This window comes from Flavobacterium ginsenosidimutans, assembly GCF_003254625.1.
Taxonomy (GTDB): domain Bacteria; phylum Bacteroidota; class Bacteroidia; order Flavobacteriales; family Flavobacteriaceae; genus Flavobacterium; species Flavobacterium ginsenosidimutans.
On sequence record NZ_QJRJ01000081.1, the window covers coordinates 217,209 to 241,679 of the forward strand.

12 protein-coding genes are annotated in these 24,471 nt (G+C 35.0%); 3 read left to right on the top strand and 9 right to left on the bottom strand.

Annotated features, from left to right (window positions below):
* Positions 1 to 125: 125 nt before the first annotated feature.
* The 8 genes from DM444_RS19165 to DM444_RS19200 form a co-directional block, all read right to left on the bottom strand.
* Positions 126 to 1,646: a RagB/SusD family nutrient uptake outer membrane protein gene (locus DM444_RS19165; RefSeq protein WP_111289626.1), complete on the bottom strand. Its 1,521-nt coding sequence runs from the start codon at positions 1,644 to 1,646 to the stop codon at positions 126 to 128.
* 12 nt (positions 1,647 to 1,658) lie between these two features.
* Positions 1,659 to 4,661, bottom strand: a complete 3,003-nt coding sequence (locus DM444_RS19170; RefSeq protein ID WP_111289628.1) for a SusC/RagA family TonB-linked outer membrane protein — start codon at positions 4,659 to 4,661, stop codon at positions 1,659 to 1,661.
* Positions 4,662 to 5,006: 345 nt separating this feature from the next.
* Positions 5,007 to 9,101 carry a two-component regulator propeller domain-containing protein gene (locus DM444_RS19175; protein ID WP_111289630.1) on the bottom strand — a complete coding sequence of 1,365 codons (4,095 nt, stop codon included), beginning with the start codon at positions 9,099 to 9,101 and terminating at the stop codon, positions 5,007 to 5,009.
* Positions 9,102 to 9,281: 180 nt separating this feature from the next.
* Complete coding sequence (locus DM444_RS19180; protein ID WP_111290133.1) at positions 9,282 to 10,910, bottom strand: right-handed parallel beta-helix repeat-containing protein; 1,629 nt, start codon at positions 10,908 to 10,910, stop codon at positions 9,282 to 9,284.
* Between the two features lie 235 nt (positions 10,911 to 11,145).
* Positions 11,146 to 12,330 (bottom strand): mannonate dehydratase, encoded by a 1,185-nt coding sequence (gene uxuA, locus DM444_RS19185; RefSeq protein ID WP_111289632.1) that lies wholly within the window; start codon positions 12,328 to 12,330, stop codon positions 11,146 to 11,148.
* Between the two features lie 22 nt (positions 12,331 to 12,352).
* Complete coding sequence (locus DM444_RS19190; RefSeq protein WP_111290135.1) at positions 12,353 to 13,165, bottom strand: SDR family oxidoreductase; 813 nt, start codon at positions 13,163 to 13,165, stop codon at positions 12,353 to 12,355.
* Positions 13,166 to 13,187: 22 nt separating this feature from the next.
* The gene (locus tag DM444_RS19195) at positions 13,188 to 13,850 is read right to left on the bottom strand and encodes a beta/alpha barrel domain-containing protein (protein ID WP_111289634.1); all 663 of its coding nucleotides are present in this window, start codon (positions 13,848 to 13,850) and stop codon (positions 13,188 to 13,190) included.
* 3 nt (positions 13,851 to 13,853) lie between these two features.
* On the bottom strand, positions 13,854 to 14,303 hold the full coding sequence (locus DM444_RS19200; RefSeq protein ID WP_095930745.1) for a YhcH/YjgK/YiaL family protein: 450 nt from the start codon (positions 14,301 to 14,303) through the stop codon (positions 13,854 to 13,856).
* A gap of 184 nt (positions 14,304 to 14,487) precedes the next feature.
* On the opposite strand from DM444_RS19200, the gene DM444_RS19205 reads away from it, so the two are divergent.
* Positions 14,488 to 15,495 carry a substrate-binding domain-containing protein gene (locus DM444_RS19205; protein WP_111289636.1) on the top strand — a complete coding sequence of 336 codons (1,008 nt, stop codon included), beginning with the start codon at positions 14,488 to 14,490 and terminating at the stop codon, positions 15,493 to 15,495.
* 124 nt (positions 15,496 to 15,619) lie between these two features.
* On the opposite strand, the gene DM444_RS19210 is transcribed toward DM444_RS19205, so the two are convergent.
* Positions 15,620 to 16,789 (bottom strand): DUF4861 family protein, encoded by a 1,170-nt coding sequence (locus DM444_RS19210; protein ID WP_111289638.1) that lies wholly within the window; start codon positions 16,787 to 16,789, stop codon positions 15,620 to 15,622.
* A gap of 505 nt (positions 16,790 to 17,294) precedes the next feature.
* Here DM444_RS19210 and DM444_RS19215 point away from each other — a divergent pair.
* Both DM444_RS19215 and DM444_RS19220 read left to right on the top strand, forming a co-directional pair.
* Positions 17,295 to 20,222: a triple tyrosine motif-containing protein gene (locus DM444_RS19215; protein WP_239455723.1), complete on the top strand. Its 2,928-nt coding sequence runs from the start codon at positions 17,295 to 17,297 to the stop codon at positions 20,220 to 20,222.
* Between the two features lie 287 nt (positions 20,223 to 20,509).
* Positions 20,510 to 24,388 carry a family 16 glycosylhydrolase gene (locus tag DM444_RS19220; protein WP_239455724.1) on the top strand — a complete coding sequence of 1,293 codons (3,879 nt, stop codon included), beginning with the start codon at positions 20,510 to 20,512 and terminating at the stop codon, positions 24,386 to 24,388.
* The last annotated feature ends 83 nt before the right edge of the window (positions 24,389 to 24,471 follow it).

A 24,471-nucleotide genomic window follows, 5' to 3' on the forward strand; every position in this document is an offset into this window, starting at 1 on the left:
CAATTTTAATCAGCTTAAATCTTTTTAAATCTGCGTGAAACCTAATTATACACGACGTGATTAAAAAATCCGTTTCAATCGGCGTTTTCGCAATAGCAAACCAGTTTCATCCGCGTCCCATACTATTAATAACCAGGATTATTTGGCTTTAAATTCGGATTAATAGCCAACTCCGTTCCAGGCAATGGCCATAAATAATCTCTGTTCGGATCAAAATTAGCATGTGGTTCTAAACCATTTGCGCCAAATACTTCTGGACCAATTTTTAATCTTTTAATGTCGTACCATCTTATGTATTCAAAAGCCAATTCTAATCTTCTTTCATCAACAACCATTTTTCTAAAGTCTGTTTGAGAAAGTCCTGGCGTTACATTTGCAGGAAAAGAAACCAATTTACCGGCTTTATTTCTTGCTCTTGCACGAACACGGTTTATGTAACCATCAGCTTCTGTAGTCCCAGGATTAATTTCGTTTAAAGCTTCAGCAGCTGTCAATAAAACTTCTGCAAAACGCATTGTAATGTAATTGTGCTGCGAAGTTCTTCCGTTTGCACCTGCTTTTCCTGGAAAACGGAAATATTTAGCAATATGCGGGCGAGGCGCTTTTTCGTTATCACTTGAAGGATAAATTTCTAATGCTCCGCCTGGTCCAGTTTTCTTTCTGATGATGGTATCAAAACTTACAGCTCTTCTATAATCTCTCTGATCCCAAGTATTGAATACTTTTAAAGAAGGAACTGCAACCGAAAATCCTTGTCCGTAGCTATAACTATCATCTTTTAAAGATCCAGTAAAAAACGCTGTATAATCCTGACCGTAATTTCCTGATGTTAAGTTATTAAAATCAATTGTAAAAAGAGGTTCTTTTAATGAAGCTGCTTTTGTAGCGTTAAATAAATCCTGAAAATCTGCATCTAAACCTAAACCAAATTTGGCTTCATTTGTAATGACATATTTGGCTTCGTCATACGCTTTTTGGAAATTTCCTAAAGTTAGATAAACTGAAGCTAAATATCCTGCAGCAGTACCTTTTCCAGGAACAGCTTTTACTTTTGGTTTATCATCTAGCCATTTTTTAGCAAATTCTAAATCGGCAATGATTTTTGGGTAAACATCTGCTTCTTTTGTTTTACTTAAAGAATTTACTTGTGATACATCATTCACAACAAAATCCACATACGGAATATCACCAAAAAGGCGAACCAAATGATAATAAGCAAATGCTCTTGCAAAATAAGCTTGAGCTACAATAGCATTGACTTTTGCAGGATCTCCAGGCGTTTTTTTAGCGCCTTCAATTGCCTGATTTGCGGCTGTGATAATTACATACGATTGAGGCCAAAAGTTTGCGACAAGCGCATTGGTGTCATTCATTGACATATCGTTTACATCAATGCGAGCTGCTTGCGTTGTTCTGTCTCCAATATCGGCCATGTCATCACGAAGCATAAGGGCAATTGTAAATTCTCTTCCCCAATAATTGTTGTGGCCAATGTTAGCAAACGCGCCATTTACAGCAGCCTGCAAATCGTCTGTATTGTTGAAAAAGTTCGCTGGACGAATAATTCCTACTGGTTTTTCTTCTAGATCAGAACAGCTGAAAAAAGCGAGTGTTCCGAAGCAAAGAAGAGCTATATATTTTTTCATAATTGTCTTAGATTAAAATTTTAAATTGAATCCTGCTGTAAACGTTCTCACGTTTGGATATCCTCCATAATCCAATCCTAAATTGGTATTACTTCTTGAGTTCGTGTCGTTTAAGTAGTTCGTTTCAGGATCTGTACCCGGATAATCTGTGATAGTCCAAAGGTTTTGCGCACTGATGTAAAAACGAACTTTGCTTAATCCCATTTTTGAAACAATTTTTTCATCTAAACTGTATCCGATAGAAATGTTTTTTAGACGGATATAACTTCCGTCATAAACAAATCTTGAAGTGATTCTTTTAGTTCTTGCCGTATTTGCAGGAACATTTGTATCAGTATTGGTTGGTGTCCAAGCATCTAAAACCTCAGTTGTGGCATTGTTGTTTCCAGAAGCCAATTCCATCAAAGTATAGTTTAAGATTTGACCTCCTTCTGATCCTTGAAAGAAGATATTCAAGTCCAAATTTTTATAAGTGAAATCATTGTTGAATCCGAAGATGAAATCTGGATTCGGATTTCCGATAATCGTTTTATCTTGAGAATCCAGTTTTCCGTCGCCATTGTAATCTCTGAATTTTTCACCTCCAGGTGCAGTTTCAAAGTTTCCAGGCAAAACCGTTTCACCTTGCTGAATTACACCATCATAAATAAATCCGAAGAAAGAACCAACAGGTTGTCCAACTCTTAAAATCTGCGATTCAGTTGCTAAGAAATGCCCAGGAGCAGAGTTGATCAAAAGATCTTTGTTATCAGCTAATTTTAAAACTTTGTTTTTGTTCGAAGAAATATTAAAGTTTGTTGACCAAGTAAAATCGGCACCAATAAAGTTTCTGGTATTAATACCCAATTCCCATCCTTTATTTTCCAATTCACCTACGTTTTGAAGCTGAGATGCAATTCCAGAAATTCCTGGAAGCGGTCTGTTGAATAATAAATCTTTAGTAATCGTTTTGTAATAATCTGCCGTAATGCTGATTCTGTTATCAAACAAACCTAAATCAATTCCGTAATCTTGTTGGTATGAAGTTTCCCATTTTAAGTTCGGATTGTCTAATGAAGTTAATTGCACCGCATTTGTAATCACGTCGCCGCTTACATAATAGATTTCAGAAAATCGAGAAAGAGTAGAATAAGCTCCAATTGAAGGGTTTCCTGTTGCTCCGTAACTAGCTCTTAATTTTAAGTTTGAAACCGTTTTGTTATCCTTTAAGAAATTTTCTTTACTAATATTCCATCCAATTGCTCCTGAAGGGAAAGTTCCGTATTTGTAGTTTTGACTAAAGCTTGAAGAACCATCTCGTCTAGCTGTAAACGTTAGTAAATATTTATCAGCATAATCGAAATTCAACCTTCCGAAAGCAGAAATCAATTCCGTTTCAGACAATCCAGAATCAGGTTTTAAGAAAACAGTTCCAGCACCTAAATTTCTGTATGAATTGGTATTTGTCAAGAAACCTCTTGAAGCGGCATACGAATTTTCGTTTTTGTTTTTTTGATATGAATATCCTCCCAAAACAGTCAGCATTCCTTTGTCGATAATTTCACGTTTGAAAGTCAAATAATTCTCTGTCAAGAAAGAAGAAAATCTCGTGTTGTTTACAGAAGCTTCTCCTTTGATATTTTTTCCTGCAATTAAAGTTGAAGGTATAAATCTTCCTGTTTGTGAATTATTATCGGTTAAACCTAAAGTGGTTTTAAAATCAAGATCTTTAGTAATTTGATATTGAGCGAAGAAATTGTTTCGGTTTACGATAGAAATAGTTTCTAAAATATTTTCCATCGCTGTTGCATATGGATTGTCGATATCATCTCCAATTGGAGCAGTTGTAGTATAAGTTCCGTCTGCATTATAAATTCCTTTGTCTGGCATAAATCGATATGCAGAAGCAATTACACCTGCGGCACCAGTTCCTCCAGCGCTTGTCTGGCTCACGATTCCTTCTTTGTTTTGTTTGCTTGTGAAAGTATTCAAACCAACTTTTAACTTTGGAGATAAATCTGCTTCAAGATTGGCTACAATAGTGTATTTGTCAATTCCTGAGTTAATTACAACTCCATTTTGATTGAAATACGTTCCAGAAACATAATATTTCACATTTTCAGATCCGCCAGAAAAAGACAGTTGTGTATTCGAAATCATTCCTTCACGATAAATTACATCTTGCCAGTCTGTGTTTGCTGGACCTTGTGTGTGCGTAGTAAAACTTTTTCTGTAAGCAGCAAACTGATCGCCGTTCAATAAATGCAATTTGTTATTTACAGATTGTACAGAAGTCGAATTACTAAACTCAATTACGGGTTTTCCAGGCTTTCCTTTTTTGGTCGTTACCATGATAACTCCGTTTGAACCTCTAGATCCATAAATTGCAGTTGCTGAGGCATCTTTTAAAACCTCGATAGAAGCAATATCTTGTGGCGCCGGCATAGAAACGCCTGCAAATCCGTCAACAACAATCAAAGCGTCGCCACTCGCGTTAATAGAAGTTCCTCCACGAACCCTGATTTTTACAGGAGCTCCAGGTTCACCACCATTATTTGTCATTACCGAAACACCCGCTGCACGACCTTGTAAAGCTTGTTCAGCATTTAAAAGAGGAAAAGCAGTCAATTCTTTTGCCGTTACAGAAGATACAGAACCTGTTATGTCGCTTTTTTTACGAGTTCCGTAACCTACAACTATAACTTCGTCCAGCGCTTTTGTATCTGGTTTTAAACTTACATTGATAACCGTTTTATTTCCGACAGGAACTTCAACCGTTTGAAATCCAACGAAATTGAAAACTAAAACAGCATTTTTCTCTCCTACAATTACAGTATAATTTCCGTCCATATCGGCAGCAGCGCCAACAGAGGAATTTTTGATATAAACATTTGCGCCAGGAAGTCCGAGTAAATCGTCACTGGAAGTTATTTTTCCAGTCACTTTTCGTTCTTGTGCGTGCATCACGATATTTGCCAGTAAAAAAGATACCAGCAAACACCATTTAAACGATTTGTTTTTGTGGTTTGTAAACATTCATTTTTTGGTTTTAAGGTTAATAAGTTAGATAAAGTAGAAAAGCAACAAACTCATTCCGATTATGATAATGACAAACAAAATTTGGAGTAAAAGGAAGCTTGTTTTTTTGATTTTCATATCGCAAATGTAGAAGCCAAAAAAGAAATAGAAATACAAAAAAGGGTATCTAAAAATACAGATACCCTTTTTGAAGCCTTTAAAAATGCGGATTATTTAAGTAAGAGGCGAAATGTGAGTTGTAAAAAGTAAAAAGTAAAAAGTAAAAAGTAAAAAGTAAAAAGTAAAAAGATTAGTTACCTCTAACAATTCACATTTGACATCTCACATTTAGCATCTCACATTTCACAATTTAATCGTCGAAGATTTATAAAATTTGTCGGCATATTGAGATGGAGTTTCGCCGTACTTTTTCTGAAAGCATTTGCTAAAGTATTTCGGATTGTTGAAACCGACTTTATAACTGATTTCAGAAACGTTTAATTTGTTTTGTTCTAATAATTGAGCCGCACGTTTTAATCTTATTTCATGAATAAATTCATTTGGCGTGCAATTCGTCCAAGCTTTTATTTTTAAAAATAACATCGTTCGGCTTACGCCTAATTCTGAACAGAAAAACGGAATATCGAATTGTTCGTTTGAAATGTTTTCTTCTACAATCTTGAATGCTTTTTTCAGTAATTCTTCGTCTAGAGAAGAAACCGTAATTTCTGACGGAATAAAACTGTCTTCGCTCGAAAATTTGATTCTCAAACGTTCCGTCGTGTTCAAAAGGTTTTTAACGCGAAGCCTGAATTCCATTAAATTGAATGGTTTACTAATGTAATCATCGGCACCGCTTTCTAATCCTTCAAATTTGTAAACCAATGAAGATCTTGAAGTCAGCAGAATAACTGGAATATGGCTAGTCTTGATGTTTTCTTTGATTCGTGAACACAATTCAGTTCCTACCATTTCTGGCATAATCACATCGCTGATAATCAGATTTGGAACAAATTTTAAAGCTTTTTCTAAAGCAATTTTACCATTTTCGGCTTCGATAATATTGTAGTCTTTTTTGAGTAGGTTTTTCATGAACTTTCTCAAAACTTTATGATCTTCAACAAGTAAAATAGTCTGTTTTTCTTCGTTGACAATTAAATCTTCGAGATCATCATTTTCTACAATTTCTGAAGTTTCTAATTGGGCTGTATATTGCGCAATATCGTCACTGATTTTAAAATCAGGAATAATTTCGCTGTCCAAAAGATGTTCGCGCCCAAGCGGTAAAGTCACTTTAAAAATAACTCCGCCAGAAGGTTTATTGGTAACATCAATTTTTCCTTTATGAAGTTCAACAATGTTCTTAACGATCGAAAGCCCGATTCCTGTTCCTTTATTGTAGTTTTTCTGAACCTGATTGTGTGTCGGAACTTCAAAAAACAGATCGAAAATTTTATCGATATGTTCCTCGGCAATTCCTACACCCGAATCTTCAACGGCGATAAACAGATTCTGCTGGTCTTGATTGATTTTGACTTTTATAGAACCGCCTTTTGGAGTATATCTAAAAGCATTTGAAATCAGATTATAAAATACACGTTCGAGTTTATAGCGATCAAAATAGACTGGAATTTCTTCGTTTTCAGTTTCAAACGTATAATCGTAATCGCCGTCTTTGGCATATTCAATAAATGAAAGAAAGATTTCTTTGGTGAATTTGACAATATTTCCGTTTGCAGATTCTAACGTAACTTGATGATTTTCTAGTTTTCTGAAATCCATTAAACGGTTAATCAAACTCAACAGATGATTGGCGCTTCCTTCAATTACTAGAAGCTTTTTGTACATTTCGTTAGTTCCGTTGTAATCGGCTAAAATTTGCTGTAAGGGGCCTAAAATCAAAGTTAAAGGCGTTCTAAATTCATGCGAAATATTGGTAAAGAAATCCAGTTTTAATTTATTGTTTTCTTCAATTCGCTGTGTTTCTAGATATTCCAGTTCCAATTTTTGTTTCAGTCTGGCTTTCGATTTCATAATCCAAATCAAGCCGTACAGACCCAAACCAATTACGATTCCGTATAATAAAAATGCCCAAATGCTGCGCCACGGAGCAGGATTTACAATAACGGTTAAAGTTGTTGGAGTTTGATTCCAAACGCCGTCGTTGTTAGCGCCACGAACTTCAAAAGTATAAGTTCCTGGATTCTGAATCGCAAAATTAGCTTCACTGTTTTTAGTCGTTGTCCAGTTATTCTCCAAACCAACCAAACGATAACTGTATTGATTGTTTTTAGATCGAATATAATTTGGAATCGCAAAACTAATCGAGAAATTCGCCTTGTCATAATCCAAAGTGATCGTTTGGGTAAAACCAATGCTTTGTTCTAAAATTCCATCTTTATCATGCGCATTTACCGTTTCGTTTTTAATTTTTAAATCGGTAATTAAAACCTGAGGAGCATAATTATTTAGGGAAATTTTTGAGGCATCAAAAAATGTTGCACCCGACGGACTTCCAAAATAAAACTGATTTGAGCTTAATTTTAAAGCCGAATTATCATTGAATTCATTACTCGCCAAACCATCTTTCTGATCGTAAATTACAACCGATTTTTTAATTGTATTGTACTTTATAATTCCTTGATTGGTGCTGATCCAAAGGTTTTTGTCGTCATCTTCTAAAATCGAATGAATAGAAGTAATAACCGTATTTCCAATTCTAAGATTGATTCTAGTGAATTTTTTTCCATCAAAAACATGAAGACCTTTGGCTTTTGTTCCCACCCAAATTTTGTTTTGAGAATCTTCAAACAAAGTCAAAATATCATCGCCCGACAAAGCCAAATGATCATAAAAGAAATGCTCTATTTGGTATTTCTTCGGATTAAAATTTCGAAGTGAAATACGATTTAAACCATTTTGTGTTCCAAGCCAGATGTAATTTTGTTTGTCGATCAAAATACTGCGAACCATATTATTTGTTAGAAAAACTGGTTTAGAAGTGTCATTTCCAATAATTTGGAAGGTTTTGTCTAATGTGTTATAACGAATTAAGCCTTTGCCAAAAGTTCCAATCCATAAAATTTTGTTTTCAGCTTTAAGAGAATAAACACCGCTTTCTTTTAATAATTCGGATAAATCAGATGCAATTCGGCTATCTTCCATTCTTTTAGAAATGGTATTGTAAGCCGATAATCCTTTAGAAAAAGTTCCAATCCATAAAATATGATCGTCAGAAAGGCACATCGCTTTGATATCATTTTTATTTGCCTGTCCAGTTTTACTGTTGATGTAGCTTACAGATTCGCTATTTCTATTATAAATCGTAATTCCGCCGCCTTCGGTTCCAAAATAAATGTTCTGGTTTTTATCTGCAATTATCGAACTTACGACATCAAAACTCATTGGAATCTTTTTCGAATTCTGATTGTAATTGGAGAAATTGACGTTCGAAACATCCCAAAGATTTACGCCTTTGTAATAACAGCCAATCCAAATTGAACCTTTTTTATCCATAAAAACCGACTTTACTTTGTCGATTCCGTTTGCATTATTGCTATTGTTGATTTTTTGGAGACTTTTGTCTTGTCCTAAAATATAAATCCCATCGTAAGTACCGATCCATAAATCACCTTGATTATCAATTACTAAAGAACGAATATCAGTATTAATCTCATGATATTTTTCAGATGGTAAAAATGAAACAAAAGCCTTTTCTTTTTGATCGAATTTTAAAAGCCCTTTGTTTTTTGTCCCAACCCACAAACTACCGTCTTTGTCTTCAATAACTGATTGTACGTTTAATAAATCGGTTGCATTTAAAGGATAATTTTTAAAAGATAATTTACCATTTTTTCGACTTATTAATTGGCATAAACCTTTTGTAGTTCCAATCCAGATTTGGCCTTCTTTAGTTTTTAAAATACTCAGAATATTATTACTTGGGAGAGTAGATGCATCATCATCGGAATGAAAAATAGAAGTAAATAATCCTGTTTTTATATTGAAAATCGTTAATCCTTTTGAAGTTCCAAACCACATTTCGCCACCAATTTCGCGAATGCTCCAAACGGCATTATTGCTTATCGTATGATTGGCTTTGGTATGAAGATATCTTGTAAAACGGTTCGAAACTGGATCATAACAGTTTAATCCGTTATAAGTTCCGACCCAGATTTTTCCTGAATCGTCTTCTTCAATAGCTAGAATATCATTGTTGCTGATGGAATATTTATCGGCAGCATCGTTCCTGAAAATAGTAAATCGGCTTCCATCATATTTATTGAGTCCATCGCGGGTTCCAAACCACATCTGTCCAAATTTATCTTGATGAATGGCAATAACAGAACTCTGTGAAAGTCCGTCTGTCGTAGAGAAATTTTTAAGACGATATTTATTTTGGGAAAACAGGTTTCCTGAAATAAAAAGCAAAACCAGAAAGACTATTTTGTATTTCATAGCACTTGTATTATGGTGAAGTTTTTTGCCACAGATTCCACAGATTAAAAGGATTTTTTTATTCACGAAATCACGATTTTTTTTGAATTTAATTTTTTAATAATTCGTGAATTCGTGGCTAATCTTAACACAAAGAAATTAATCCTTTTAATCTGTGGAATCTGTGGCAAATATTTTAACCTATTTTAATCGTTTTTGCAATTGATAGTCATATAATGACGGAATTTTTTCAATTGGTGTGTTCGAAAATTCAATGTATGGATCAATGTCATATTTGATTTCAAATTTTGCATTTCCGTGCACACCAATTATTCTAGCTAAAGCACCATCTTTCATTCCGTACAATAAAATTGGTTTTGAGGCATCAGGATTTTCCACCTGAACATTCAGATTCCAAAACGTGCTGAAAGGACCGTGAGAAGGTTTCCAATAATCGGCTCCTCCGCCGCCAAATAAGGCGTAACTATTATTTTTGTCTGTTTTTATGTGAACAGTAATATTATCAAATAAATTTTGATGATTGGCTCCCGAGTGCTGATCTAGAAGTGGGTCAGTAAATATCTCGCAGTTTTGATACACATTTTTAGTCGCAAAAGTGTTGAAGCTTAAAGGGTGAACGGCAGAATTATAGATTTTGAGATTCTTAACCAAAACATTATGCACGCCGCCTAAAGTTACGGTGTAATGCGATAAATGCGGTCCATCGGTTGTAATATCTTGAATGGTAACATTAGCAACTTCTTCGGCAAGAATTCCGCTGTCGGCATTGGTGATTTTCACGTCTTTTACCCAACTGTTGAAAAGACGAGTTAAGAAAATACCGTTATTACCAGGTTCTACGTGATGCGCCACTCTCGGAATATCAGGAAACGTAAAACGAAGATGTTCAATTCCAACTTCATTTAAATGTTTCCATGCGACTAATTGCGCCTGATAACTTGGTTTAATCGAAATGGTTAAAGGTGTTTTTAAAGTGATTTTAGAACCAGAGATTTTAGTAATTTCAACCTGTTGCCTCACAATGGGAAGTTTTGGAAATTTCCAATGATGCGAACCTGGTTTTACTTTAGCTCCCTGATATAAGTCTTTGATGATTTCGCCGTTTTGGCCGTCTTTGTTAAAAAGCTGCAATTCTACAACATCGCCAACTTTTAAACCTTTTACATCAGAAACCGTAATAATATGTTCGCCCATTTTCCCCGAACTGACTTTCGCCAACGGATTAGATTCTGGTTCGTATTTATCCAAATAGGACTTTACACGTTCGCCTGGAACTTGCGTCCAGATAAATCCTCCGGACCATGCATATTGCGAAAAAGGAATATCAATATTATTTTCTGGTTCACGTTGTCTTTTATCAAAAGTGGTTAAGTATTCGCGAAGTTCAGCCAAAACATCAGAATCTTTAAGGTACATCATCGGTCTTGGACAATAGATTTCAGTTCCGTTTTCGTTAGAACCAGCGCCGCGAAGTACAAAATTGCTTCGTTCGATGTAGAGAATTTCACTTAGAATAATTCGCCCCGCAGGCAATTGCAGAATGACATTTCCTTCAATAGCATTGGCAGCTTTAAAAGCTTTTAAAAGAGCTTTTGAATCGTCTAAATTGTCATTGGCTTTTACGCCAAAATCAATTGCATTAATAACTTTTCCATTAGTTTCAGGAATCTGGCTTTCGCCGAAGTGATAGCCCGCGTAACTAAAATCTGGAAGATAATTGGTTTTTGAAGTAATAATTTTAGGTAATTCCTGCGCCACTGTAATATTTACAACGAGGCTGCAAAAGACAATTATGGCTGGACGAATCATGGTTTGAGTGGTTTTGTGGTTAGTTAGTTTTTTTGATTTTGCCGCGAAGGCACAAAGGCGCAAAGGTTTTTCTTTTTTTTCACGCAGATTTTAAAAAATTTAAGCAGATATGCGCAGATATTTATCATAATAAAATCTGCTATAATCTGCCAAATCTGCGTGAAAAATCTTTTTAATCCTTTTAATCTGTGGCTTAAAAAAATCTTCACGTCTTCACGCCTTCGCGGCAAACAAATTATAAAGATCGTTTGATCCCTAATTCAAGACCTCGCAATTCTGCTAAGCCTCTTAAACGGCCAATTGCAGAATAACCCGGATTTGTTTTTTTCTTTAAATCATCCAGCATTTGGTGTCCGTGATCTGGACGCATTGGCAATTGACTGTTATTTCGTTTTTCAACTTCCAAAATTGCTTTTACCACTTCGTACATATCAACGTCGCCTTCTAGATGATTTGCTTCATAGAAACTGCCTTCTTCGTCGCGCTGTGTGCTTCTTAAGTGAATAAAATTCATTTTATCGCCATGACGTCTTACAATTCCAGGTAAATCATTATCGGCTCGAACACCGTAAGAACCTGTACACATGGTAAATCCGTTTGATGGAGAAGGAGCAGCGTTCATTAATTCGATCAAATCTTCTTCTGTACTTACAACTCTTGGTAAACCTAAAATTGGGTAAGGCGGATCGTCTGGATGAATCGCCATTAAAACACCTTTACTTTCAGCAACCGGAATAATTTCTTTTAAAAAGTGGAAAAGATTATTCTTTAAAGTCTGTCTGTCAATATGATTATAAGCACTTAAAGTAACCAAGAAATCTTCAACAGAGTAAGCTTCTTCAGCACCTGGAAGTCCAGCCAGAATATTTTGCTGTAATTTCACTTTATCTTCTGAAGTCATTGCTTCAAAATAGCTTTTTGCTTTTTGTTTTTGTTCTTCAGAATATTCGTTTTCTGCGCCAGGTCTTTTTAAAATATGCAATTCAAAAGCAGCAAAAGCATTAATATCAAAACGTAAAGCTTTTGAACCGTCCTCAACTGTAAATGATAAATCTGTTCTCGACCAATCTAAAACAGGCATAAAGTTGTAACAAACACATTTAATACCGCATAAAGCCAGATTGCGAATGCTTTCTTTGTAATTCTCAATGTACTGCAAATAATTCCCAGTTTGTTTTTTAATGTCTTCGTGAACCGGAATACTTTCTACAACTGACCAAGTTAAACCTGAAGCGCCTTTTTTAGGATCGCCGTTTTCGTGCTCAATTTCAACTTTTCGTTTTATGATTTCATCAATACTCCAAACTTCTCCGTTTGGAATATGGTGTAAAGCTGTTACAATTCCGGTTGCTCCGGTTTGTTTGATATCTTGTAAAGAAACAGGGTCATTTGGTCCGAACCATCTTAATGTTTGTTCCATTTTGTGTAATTATTTTAATGTTTTAGATACTTGTAGCAGCGAAACCACCGTCTACTTTTAATGTTATTCCTGTAACGAATTTCGACATGTCGCTGCATAAAAACAAAAGCGCACCGTCAATATCTTCTGGAGTTCCGAATCTTCCCATTGGTGTGTGGTCGATGATTTTTTCGCCTCTTGGAGTTAGTTTTCCTTCTGGAGTCAATAATAAAGCACGGTTTTGTTCTCCGATGAAGAATCCTGGAGAAATAGCATTTACGCGAATTCCTTCGCCATATTTAGAAGCCAGTTCCACCGCCATCCATTGTGTGAAATTGTCAATTGCCGCTTTTGAAGCTGAATAACCTACAACTCTCGTTAAAGGTCTTTGTGACGAAGCGGATGAAATGTTGATGATATTTCCCGATTTCTGCTTTGCAAAAAGTTCAGAAAAAACCTGAGAAGGAAGCATAGTTCCAATAATATTCAAATCGATTACCTTTTGCAAATCATCGCTTTTCATATCGTAAATCGCTTGATCAGGTTGAATCGTTGCGCCCGGCATATTTCCGCCTGCTGCATTAATTAGAATATCAAGACGGCTGTATTTTTCAACAATAAAATCTTTCGCTTTTTCTAATTCTTCTTTGTTTAAAACATTTGCTTGAACAGCGAATCCTTGTCCACCGTTTGCTTCAATTGCTTTTACTGTATTTTCGGCTTTTTCCAATGATTGCGAAACGATTCCGACAATAACACCTTGTTGTGCCAAAGTATTTGCAAATTGGCTTCCTAAAACACCTGCGCCACCTGTAATCAGGGCAATTTTTCCTTTTAGATTGAATATTGAATCCATTATTTTTTTTAATTTTAAATTTTTAACCTCTAATAGCTTCAATCAAATCCAAAACCCTTTTGGTTTCTTTTTCGATTGTATCGTAAGCGCCATATTCCATTACTTCTTTGCTAATTAATTTGCTTCCCATTCCCACAGCAGAAACACCAGCGTTAAACCAAGTTTGAATACTTTCTCGTGTTGTATCAACGCCGCCTGTTGGCATAAAAATTAGGTTTGGAAAAACATCTTTAATTCCGCTCATAAAATCTGGTCCTAAAATATTTCCAGGGAAAAGTTTAATGAATTTTACTCCAGCATTTTCAGCCGCAATAATTTCAGTTGGAGTCATACAGCCTGGAGTGTACAAAACTTCTTTCGAAATTAAGAACGAAGCAATTTCAGGAACAAATCCAGGGCTTATAAAAAAGTCAGCTCCAGTTAAATAATACGTTTCTGCTTGCGCTAAATTTTTGATGGTTCCGATTCCTAAAAGCATTCCTGGCATTTCAGCGTTTCTTACTTTAACCATTTTTTTGAAATTAGAAAGCGCTTCTGGACCGCGGCTTGTATATTCTACTGCTCTAATTCCCGCGTTATAAAGTGTTCTTAAAATCGTGATGCTTTTGCTTTCGTCTGCATTAAAATACAATGGAAGCATTCCTTGTTTGACAATGACATCAATCGAATTCTGAATAGTTCTCATAACTTATATTTTTACTTTAATAACGATCTTTTTCAGTGTTCCTTCACCAATCATTGCGGTATGAACATCTTCTGGAAACAGAATTGCAAATTGTTTTTCCTGCATTTCAAAAAAAGTATCTGGTGCATCATGAAAGAAACGAACGTCTCTTTCATCGCTATAATCGCCATTTGGATTTACACATTTTTCTCTCGGTTTCCATGCAAAAGTTTCAGGTCCTTTAATCGAAATTTGAATGTCGATGTTTTTATCATGACATTCGAATCCTTTTACAGCTTCTTCTTTTGTATTTCCTTGTCCGACAATTACAATTAGTTTTAAACCTTCGCCAATTTCAAAAGCGCCTTCTTCTAGATTAGCAATGTCATTTTGATTTACATAATCAAAAGCTTTTTTGAAATTTGGATGCAAACCATAGTATTTTGGTGCATTTTGTAATGAGTCTAGTATCATTTTAATTGGTTATTATTTTTATTTTTTGATGTTATGTGTATATTTGCGTGTGCGTACACGGTATTTTACAAATGTATGCAAAAAGTGATGTAAAACAACTTATTTTTAGTAAAATAAATTAAATTTACCCGACTGCTTTTATTTTTTTAACTTAAAAAGAATCAATATCATAACAATAAAAAAAATTGCCGAACTAGCTAATATTTCTGCCGGAACTGTCGACAGGATTATACACAAACGCGGACAAGTAGCGCAGGAAACCGTTGATAAAGTGAATGCGATAATTGAAGAGTTTGGTTATACCCGAAATATTCTGGCAAGTAATCTGGCTTTGAACAAAAAATTTCATTTTGCGGTTTTCCTTCCAAAATCTGAAACTTTGGAATATTGGAAAAGTCAGACGGACGGAATCGAAAAAGCAGCTTTAGAATTCAGTAAATTTGGGATTGTATTGGATTATTTTTTCTATGATTATAATTGGGCATCGTTTAAAGAATCTGCGCAAAAAGTATTGGAATTTGATTGCGACGGTTTATTGTTTGCACCAATTTTTTACGAAGATTCTGTTCAGTTTTTAAAGGAATATGAAAAAAAGAATATTCCGATTGTAATGGTCGATTCGAATATTTCTGAAGAAAATGAGCATGCTTATGTTGGGCAAGATGCTTTTCAGAGCGGATATTTGGCTGGGAGATTAATTAGTTTTGCTGTAAAAAATGAGCGACAAGTTTTAATTTTTAAGATTACTAGAGAAATCGAAAGCACTTCTGTGTATCAGCAACGTATAAAAGGTTTCTATTCGTATTTTCAAGATCACGATGAATTGACCAATTTTAAATTTTCTGAATTTGCTTTAAAAGATTCTGGAATCGATCAATTGAGTTTGGAAATGTTTTCTGGCGTAAACAGCGTTTTTGTACCCAATTCCCGAGCGTATATTGTTGCCGAATTTTTAGAAAAAAACAATATAAAAGGCGTTCGAATTATTGGTTTTGATTTGTTGAAAGAAAATATTGAATACTTAAATAAAGGCATAATCGATTTTTTAATAAATCAAAGACCGGAAGAGCAAGGTTATTTGGGAATCAATTATTTGTATAAGAAATTGGTTCTACAGGAAGAGACTGAACGAACGCATTATATTCCGTTGGAGATTATTTTGAAGGAGAATTATTTTCCTGTTAGGAAGTGATTTTTTTATAGTTTTTTTGTCATCCTGACGAAGGAAGGATCGCACAAGTAGCTCTACACAGAATGTCAAAAAACTTTGCCGATTTCGTGTGTGATCCTTCCTTCGTCAGGATGACAAGATTGTGTTATTTTTTCAATTTCACAATCAAAGGATTATTAATCTTGTCAGCAAAAGAACTCAAATACTTTTCCCATTCTTGTTTAGTTTGAAACGGACTTCCTTTTTTCCATCCAAAGCCAACATAATAGATAGCTTTATTGTTCTTAACGGCAATATTTCCGTATAGATTACTTAGATCTTTTTCATCTGTTACATGATTGTCAAAACTGATTAAATTGCCTTTTGGAACAACCAGTCCCGTGCCAATTTCAGAATCGTCGATTGGCTCCCAATAACTTAACCAGCCTTCTTTTAAATTCGTTCCGATTGTTCCTTTTTTATCATGAAGTGTTAATCCAGCAGCAATTTGTTTTGTTCCAGTAATACTGATTTCGAAGCGCGAAAGCTGACTTCCGTAGTCTAAACTGATTAATTTTGATTCGGTTATTTTATTGCCTTTTGCATCCCAATCGGCATAAGTTAGAATAAAACTCGTTCTGATTGGACCCGTTGTAATGGTTTTCCAACTGATGAAATTTTTAGAGAAATAATATTTTCCATCAACATTTACAGCAATTCCGCCCACACCGCGGCTGTCACCTACGTGAAAGTTATCCAAACCTTCGCCAGTATCTTTATGATACGTTCCAGTTCCGTTTGCGGCTTTTTCATACCATTTATTAATTATTGGATAATCGACTCTTTTTAGCCACGCATCGATTCCGCTAGTTAATGTTCCGCCCGCGATATTATCCTCAACCATTTTTTGTGCTACAGGCCCGTAAGTTCTAAAAGCTACTTTATTGTTTTCCCAAGCATAATCGTCTGTACGTTCTGGAACAAAACGAGAATAGCAACTAACAACTTTTGAAGCCGAAGGATTTGTTCCCATTAAAACTTCAAAATCCTGTTTTGATGAAGCTTTAATTTTTGGCTGAAATAAAAGCAAATCTGCAATTCCGTCACCGTCATTATCTACCGTTTGGGTTCCTAAGAAAGAGTTACTGTTGAGATCTTTTACAACATAATTTTCAAGTTTTGAATCCGCATTTAATCCAAGTGATTTTTTAGTCAATTCGATAGTTTCAAACTCTCGGTCAACTTTTAAATTGTTGGTAATTGTAATGATTTTATTCTGAGAAAAAGCAGCAAAATTGGCTGTCAGAAAGGTTATGATAAAAAGATGTTTTTTCAAAATTCGTTGGTTTTATACATTTTAAAAAATAGGTTTGATAGGAATATAAAAGTACAAATCAAAACGGAATTGAAAATACAGAATAGGTGTAATTCTGTACAGAATGCTGAAAATGAGAAAACAAGATTTAGATTTTTGAATTGATTTATTTTACTAAAAAAAATATTCCGTTAGTAATATCTGGTCGGTTGAGAAAACGTATTTGCATAGTGTCCTGTAGGGACACCTATTTTGCGGAATGAATGGTATGTGCGTAATCAAATTTTCTAATCGGCATATTTTCTAATTATCAAATTCTCTTATTAAAACGCGATTTATTGCATTAAAATAAAATTTTATATATTTGAGTTTCGACATTCTCTTTTTTGCTTTAATAATAATGAATAATTGTTATTGATACATTTAAAAAAAGAATGTTTTTTGTCTAGAAAATGACTTTTCCCAAAGAAGCATTTTCCAGATTGTGATTTTAAAATCACAAAACTAACCTACAGACGCAAACAGAATGATGAAATTTAAAATTAGAATTTTACTTTTATTCCTATTATTTTCTCCAATTATCAATTCTCAAATCAAAAAGATTGGAGTTCCTTTTATAGTCAATTACAGTCCGAAAGCTTATAAAGCGGCATCAGAGAATTGGGATGTTTTGCAAGATTCTAAAGGCATGATGTTTTTTGCCAATCATTTTGGAATTATGCAATTTGATGGTGTGCGCTGGGGAATTGTGACGCAACCAGAAAACCGAAGCATGGTGCGCTCTATGACAATTGATAAAAACGATAAAATGTTCGTTGGCGCGCAAGGTGATTTCGGGTTTGTGATTCAGCTTCCAAATGGGCAATATCAATATACTTCTTTAGTAAAACTGCTTCCTAAATCGGCTCGAAATTTTGGAGATGTACTTCATACGGTCATTCGAAATAATGAAGTCATTTTTTTCTCTTATGAAAGGATTTTTATTTATAAAAACAATTCAATCACAGTCATAGATGCTAAAACTTCTTTTGATGATTTTTTCGAAGTAGGGAAAGAGATTTATGTTTCAGACAATGAAAAAGGATTGTTAAAGCTAAAAGATAACGCATTAATTCCTGTAGAAAATAGTCAGAAGTTTGTTGGATTGCAGGTTAGAAAGATTTTTCAAACCCAAAACGGACTTTTACTATTAACTCAAAAAAAGGGTCTTTTTACTTTCAATGAAAATCAAATAAAGCCTTTTATAACGGAAGTTGATTATTTATTAAAGCAAAGTCAGATTTCAGCAGGAATTGAACTTTCAGACGGTTATTTCGGAATTGGAACCCGTCAATCTGGGTTGATAGTTATAGATGGTTCAGGGCATTTGATTCAACACATCGATAAACAAATGGGACTTCAGAATGAATATGTAACCAATTTTAAAATTGATAAAGAAGGAAATCTGTGGGTGACACTTAAAGGCGGAATTTCGTTAATTCAGATTTCGTCTCCTTTGTCAAAAATCATTGACGGCACTAATTCTGAAACCAAAATTTATTGCAGTCAGATTTACCAAAATAAATTATATATCGGTACCGACAACGGTTTGTTTTGGCTGAATTGGGAAGCTTATAAAAGCGGAAAAAGAGAAAACGTGACCTTTCAGCATGTTTCTGGAATGTCTGAAAATGTTTGGAATGTTGGTGTTTTCGGTAATTCGTTATTGGCTTTTGAAAAAAACGGAATATTTGAAATCAATGGAAATTCCGCGAAAGCGTTAGCCAAAATTGATGGCGCTTGGCAGGGAATTCTAGTTCCCAATCATGCTGATTTATTGCTTGTTGGCGGTTATACCGGATTGTATCTTTTGAAAAAAACAAATGGTTCTTGGGTTTTTCAACATCGAATAAAAGGTTTTGAGGAAAGCAGCAGAATTATGGAAACCGATAAACAAGGAAACATTTGGATTGCACACGGATATAAAGGAATTTACAAGATTAAATTCAATGCAGCATTTGATTCGGTTACCGATATTCAGTTTTATAATGATAAAAATGGTTTTCCATCGAGCTTGTTTTTGAACACTTTTAAAGTCGATAATCAGATTTTGTTTGGAACAACAAAAGGCGTTTACAGACAAGATGTATCTTCAAAAAAGATGATTCCAGATCCTGTTTTCAAGAAATATCTCGGATTAGAAAATCATATCCGATTATTAAAACCAGACAATCAGGACAATATTTGGTATGTTTCTGGCGAAAACACAGGAAAAATGAACAAGCAGAAAAATGGAAGTTTTAAAGTGGAAGAACTTCCTTTTCGAAAACTTCGCTATTTATATGTTCCTGGTTTCGAAAATATTCAAACCACAAAAAGTGGCGATGTTTTCTTTGGAACACAAGAAGGTTTGATTCATTACAGCGCTATTAAAAATAAGAAATATCAAACGAAATATAAAGCAGTTATTTCAGAAGTAAAATGTATTTTCCCTAAAGATAGTTTGCTGTTTTCTAGCCGTTATGATGTTCTTCCGAATAAAACAGGATCAGTAAGCGATAAATTTTCGACTGTTTTGTCTCATTCTAATAATGCTCTTCATTTTTCTTTTGCATCCCTTTGTTTTGATGATGCCGATGCCACAAAATATGAATATTGGCTAGAAGGTTTTGAACCAACATGGTCAGATTATAGTCTTCAAACAGAAAAAGAATATACCAATTTGCCTGAAAACGAATATATTTTTCACGTAAGAGCAAAAAATATGTATGATGTAGTTAGTGAAGAGGCCGTTTTTCGATTTGAAGTTTTACCGCCTTGGTATAGAACTACTTGGGCTTATATTTTGTATTTGATGCTTTTTGGAGTTTTAATTTATACCATTATTAAATATCAAAAAGGAGTTGCAGAACGTGAGCGAGAGCAGTTAATTCTCAATCAGGAGAAAGAATTGCTTCGAAATCGTGCGGAACTAAATGAGCAGAAATTGGCTTTAGAACAAGAAAATATGGCGATTGTGCGTGAAAATCTTCAAACTACAATTAACCTCAAAAATGCTAAAGTGGCTTCGAATACCGTCAATTTGATTCATTTGAATGAAATTTTGCTTTCGATAAAAGAATTGATTGGTCAGATTGATAAGAAAAACGATCCAAATGTAAACTTCAGTCTTCTGATGAAAATCAATAAATTAATCGACCACGAATTGCAGGGAGACAAGCATTGGAATGAATTTGAAGAAATTTTCAATCAATTGCATGATAATTTTATGCAACGATTAAAATCAAGTTATCCAGAATTGACTCCACGCGATATGCGATTGTGTGCTTATTTGCGAATGAACTTCAATACAAAGGAAATTGCACCGCTTTTAGGAATTTCTGTTCGAGGTGTTGAAGATACTAGATACCGTATTCGTAAAAAATTGCAGCTTCCATCAGATACAAACATCACCGAATTTATTCTCAATTTTTAGTTTTTCTCTTGTAAATGAAATCCTAAGTAGTTTTACGGTTTTTATGGGCTATTTATTACATTTTTTTAATAGTACCGTAGTCAAACCGTACTCAAAAATGTAAGTCTTGCCTGATTTTTTAGTTAATATTGCGCTGTTATTGTCGGAAAATACGATCTATTTTTATAAAGTAGCATTGATTGAAGGAATAGCATTTACTAACTAAAACCTATTTAAAAATGAAGCAAAATGACTTTTTTTTCGGCCGACCACCGAAAAGCAATTCTTATTTATTTAAACAATTTTGTGTGGCAGTTTTATTCTTAATGCTGCCATTTCTTAAAACTCATGCCCAATGTAATACGCTCGTTTGGTCTGATGAATTTAATGGCACAACTGTAGATTTAACCAAATGGCAAAGCATCTCAGGAAACGGATGTCCGTCGCTCTGTGGATTTGGAAATGCCGAAGCACAGCGTTATGATCCAAATCAGGCCACAATCGTAAAAGAAGGAGCAAACAGTTATTTGAACATTCAGGCAAAGTATGAGCCGAATGCTTCATTTCCAGATCAGCCGTATGCTTCTTCAAAACTGACTACAGAAGGAAAGTATTCTTTAAAATACGGAAGAATTGAAGCTCGAATGAAGTTATCTAACGGGCAGGGAGCATGGCCAGCTTTTTGGATGCTTCCCGTAAATGGAAACTGGCCGTATACAGGTGAAATTGATATTATGGAAGCCAAACACAGAAATCCGCAATCTGTTGACGGAACGATTCATTATGATGGAAACGGATATCATTTTACGGGTAGAAGTTACAGTTCTCCAACTGATTTATCTTCAGATTTTCATGTTTATGCGGTAGAATGGGGACCAAACTTTATCAAATGGTTTGTTGATGATGTTTTATTTCACACCGCAACACCAAATACGACAGTTAATGGCGGATGGCCTTTTAACGATAGTCAGTTCTATATCATTTTAAACCTTGCTGTTGGTAGTGCAGGAACGCCTTACACCAGTGTAAATGGAGCAGGAGTAGCGCCAGTTTCTACTGATTTTCCAGTAAAATTACAAGTCGATTATGTTCGTGTTTACGATGGGAGTTTTAAATATGCGGTAACAGGTGATAATAAAGTTTACCAAAATGAAACTAGTAAAACCTATTCTGTAAATGCAATTGCGGGGGCGACCTACAACTGGACTGTTCCAGCGGGAGCAACAATTGCATCAGGGCAGGGAACAAATTCGATTACCGTAAATTGGGGAACTTCTGGAGGAGATGTTTCTGTAGCTGCAACAGTTTCTGGCTGTAATGTCAATACTTACAAACTAGCCGTTACAACCGAACCAGCATTGCCAGTAGAAAAAATACATGAAGATTTCCAGAGTAATCGAAATGTATTGTATCCTGTAAAAACGGGAGTTTTGACAGAAGCTGTTGCGAATCCTTCGGCTACAGGAATTAACACTTCTGCTTTGGTTGGAAAATATGTTCGAAATTCAAGTGAATTGTACGATGTTTTAAACATCAGAAATGTAACAATTACCAATGCGAACGATTATGTTTACGGAAGAAAAAGACTTTCGTTTGATATTTATACTTCGGCTCCTGTTGGGACAAAAATTTCGATGCAATTAGAAAACAGTAATGTTACGACTGCAACCAATTATCCGTCAGGAAGACATAGCGGTTTTAAAGCGACAACAACAGTTCAGAACAAATGGGAAACGATTGAATTTGAGTTTGAAAAAATAATCGATCCCAATACGAGTGCTTTATCAATCAATAATGTGGTGATTCTTTTTGAATCGAATTCTAATTCTGGAGCAACTTATTATTTTGATAATTTACTGACAAAAGCAGCGCCAGAAAAACCAATTATTGCAACAGATGTTCTGCAAAATTATGACGGCGTAAATAAAATCATAAAAGGAACTACAACGGGAACTTATTCTGTTGTGGCAAATCCTGGAACAAATTCTGTTAATGCTTCTGCGAATGTGGCGAAGTACGTTCGAAATGCATCTGAGCAATATGATGTGCTTTTCTTTAATACACAAACCTCAATTGAAGATGCTGGTTTATTTAAAAATCAGACCAATAAAATCATGATCGATGTATATACAACGGCGCCAATTGGTACGGTTGTAAGCATGAATTTTGAAAATAGTGCAACATCGCTTCCAGCCAATTATCCGACAGGAAGAAATAGTAATTATGTCGCAATTACAACCAAACAAAATCAATGGGAAACATTGACTTTTTACTATAATTCAAGTCCAGATGCGGGAACTTCAAATTTGGCAGTAAATCAAATGGTTTTATTGTTTAATTCAGGTTCATACACAAGCGATACGTATTATTTTGATAATATTAGAATTGGTTCTACTAAACTTCCAGACACATTTACGCAAGGTGTCGTATATGAAGATTATCAAACGATTCACAATATAACGTTTAGAGATGCAATTGGAACGTATACGCCAAACACAGCAAATCCAAATGCTAGCGGAATCAATACTTCTTCGAATGTTGGAAAATACGTTCGTAAATCGACTGAATTGTATGATAACTTCTCATTCAATACGACATTGACCAATATTGGAGATTTTAAAGCTGGAACTAAAAAGTTCGCGATGGACGTTTACACTTCAGCACCAGTTGGATCAATTATTTCTTGGCAGGCAGAGAGCAGTGCTTCGGTTCCATCCAATTATCCTGTTGGAAGACATAGTATTTATCAAGGAGTTGTAAAGCAAAGTAATGCTTGGCATACCATTACTTTTACGTATGTAAGCACGCCAGACGCTTCGACTCCAGATAATGATGTCAACCGTTTTGTTTTCTTGTTTGAACCGGGAACCAATTCTGGAAATACGTATTATTTTGACAATCTGAGAGCTTTAAATTTAGTTTCGACAGAAACTCCAGCAGGATTGCCTTCGCCTTGGATTAGCACCGATTTAGGAGCGGTTTCACCTGCGGGAGAAGCAACACATTCTAACGGTACTTTTACGATTAAAGGTGCAGGAAATGACATTTGGGAAACAAGCGATCAGTTTCAATTTGTGAATCAGCCAATTACTGGAGATGCCGAAATTATTGCTAAAGTAAATTCATTAATTAATACCAACACTTACGCAAAAGCAGGAGTAATGTTCCGTGAAACGTTAACACCGACTTCAAAACACGCCATGACCGATGCAAGCGCTGCGGCAGGAATTGAGTTTTTGACTCGTGAAACAACTTCGGGAGTAACAACTGCAGAAGTGGCAACAGGAGCAGCTCCAAAATGGATTCGTTTAGTAAGATCTGGAAATGTATTTACTTCTTATTCTTCGGATAACGGAACAACATGGACACAAATTGGAACACCAAGAACAATTTCAATGGCTAGTACAATTTATGTAGGAATGGCAGTTACTTCTCACGCTAATGGAACTTTAACAACTGGAGTTTTCAGCGATGTAACAGTTCGAAATATAACTCCAAATCCGAATGTAAATTTAGCTTTAGCTAAAACAGCGACGGCTTCTACAGAAGAAAACGCGACGTTTACAGCAAATAAAGCAACAGATGGAGATGCAGGTACAAGATGGGCGAGTTCTTTTGCAAATGCCACCGAATGGATTTATGTTGATTTAGGAAGCAATTATACTCTTAATCGTGTAGTATTAAAATGGGAAGCAGCTTATGCAACTCAGTACAAAGTACAGCTTTCCACTGATAATGTTTTTACAGAAAATGAAACAATCAATACACAAACGGCAAGCGATGGCGGAACAGATGATTTAGCCGTAAGCGGAACAGGAAGATATCTGCGTATTTTATGTACAACGAAAGCTTTAGCTCCTTACGGATATTCATTATATGAGATTGAAGCTTATGGTTCAGCTTCTACAGCTAGAATGGCTTTGAGTGTTGAGGAAGAACTTCCAGCAGAAGAAACTGTTTTTGCAGTATATCCGAACCCGACAACTAATTATGTTCAAGTTTCATCTCCTGAAAACTTAGATAATAAAGTCATTACGATTTATGACAATACTGGAAATTTGATTTTGCAAAATAGACCTCAAGGAAACGAAAGTGTAATTGACGTAAGTAAACTTCGCAGAGGGATCTACATTCTGAACTTCAAGTCAGATCAAAAAAGCTGGACAAAAAAGCTGATTAAGAAATAATTTTTTAAATCCGTTGGGTGCAATTCAAGGAGGGCATACCAGTTGCACCTGGCGGATTTATTTAGCCATTTATTTGAAAATGG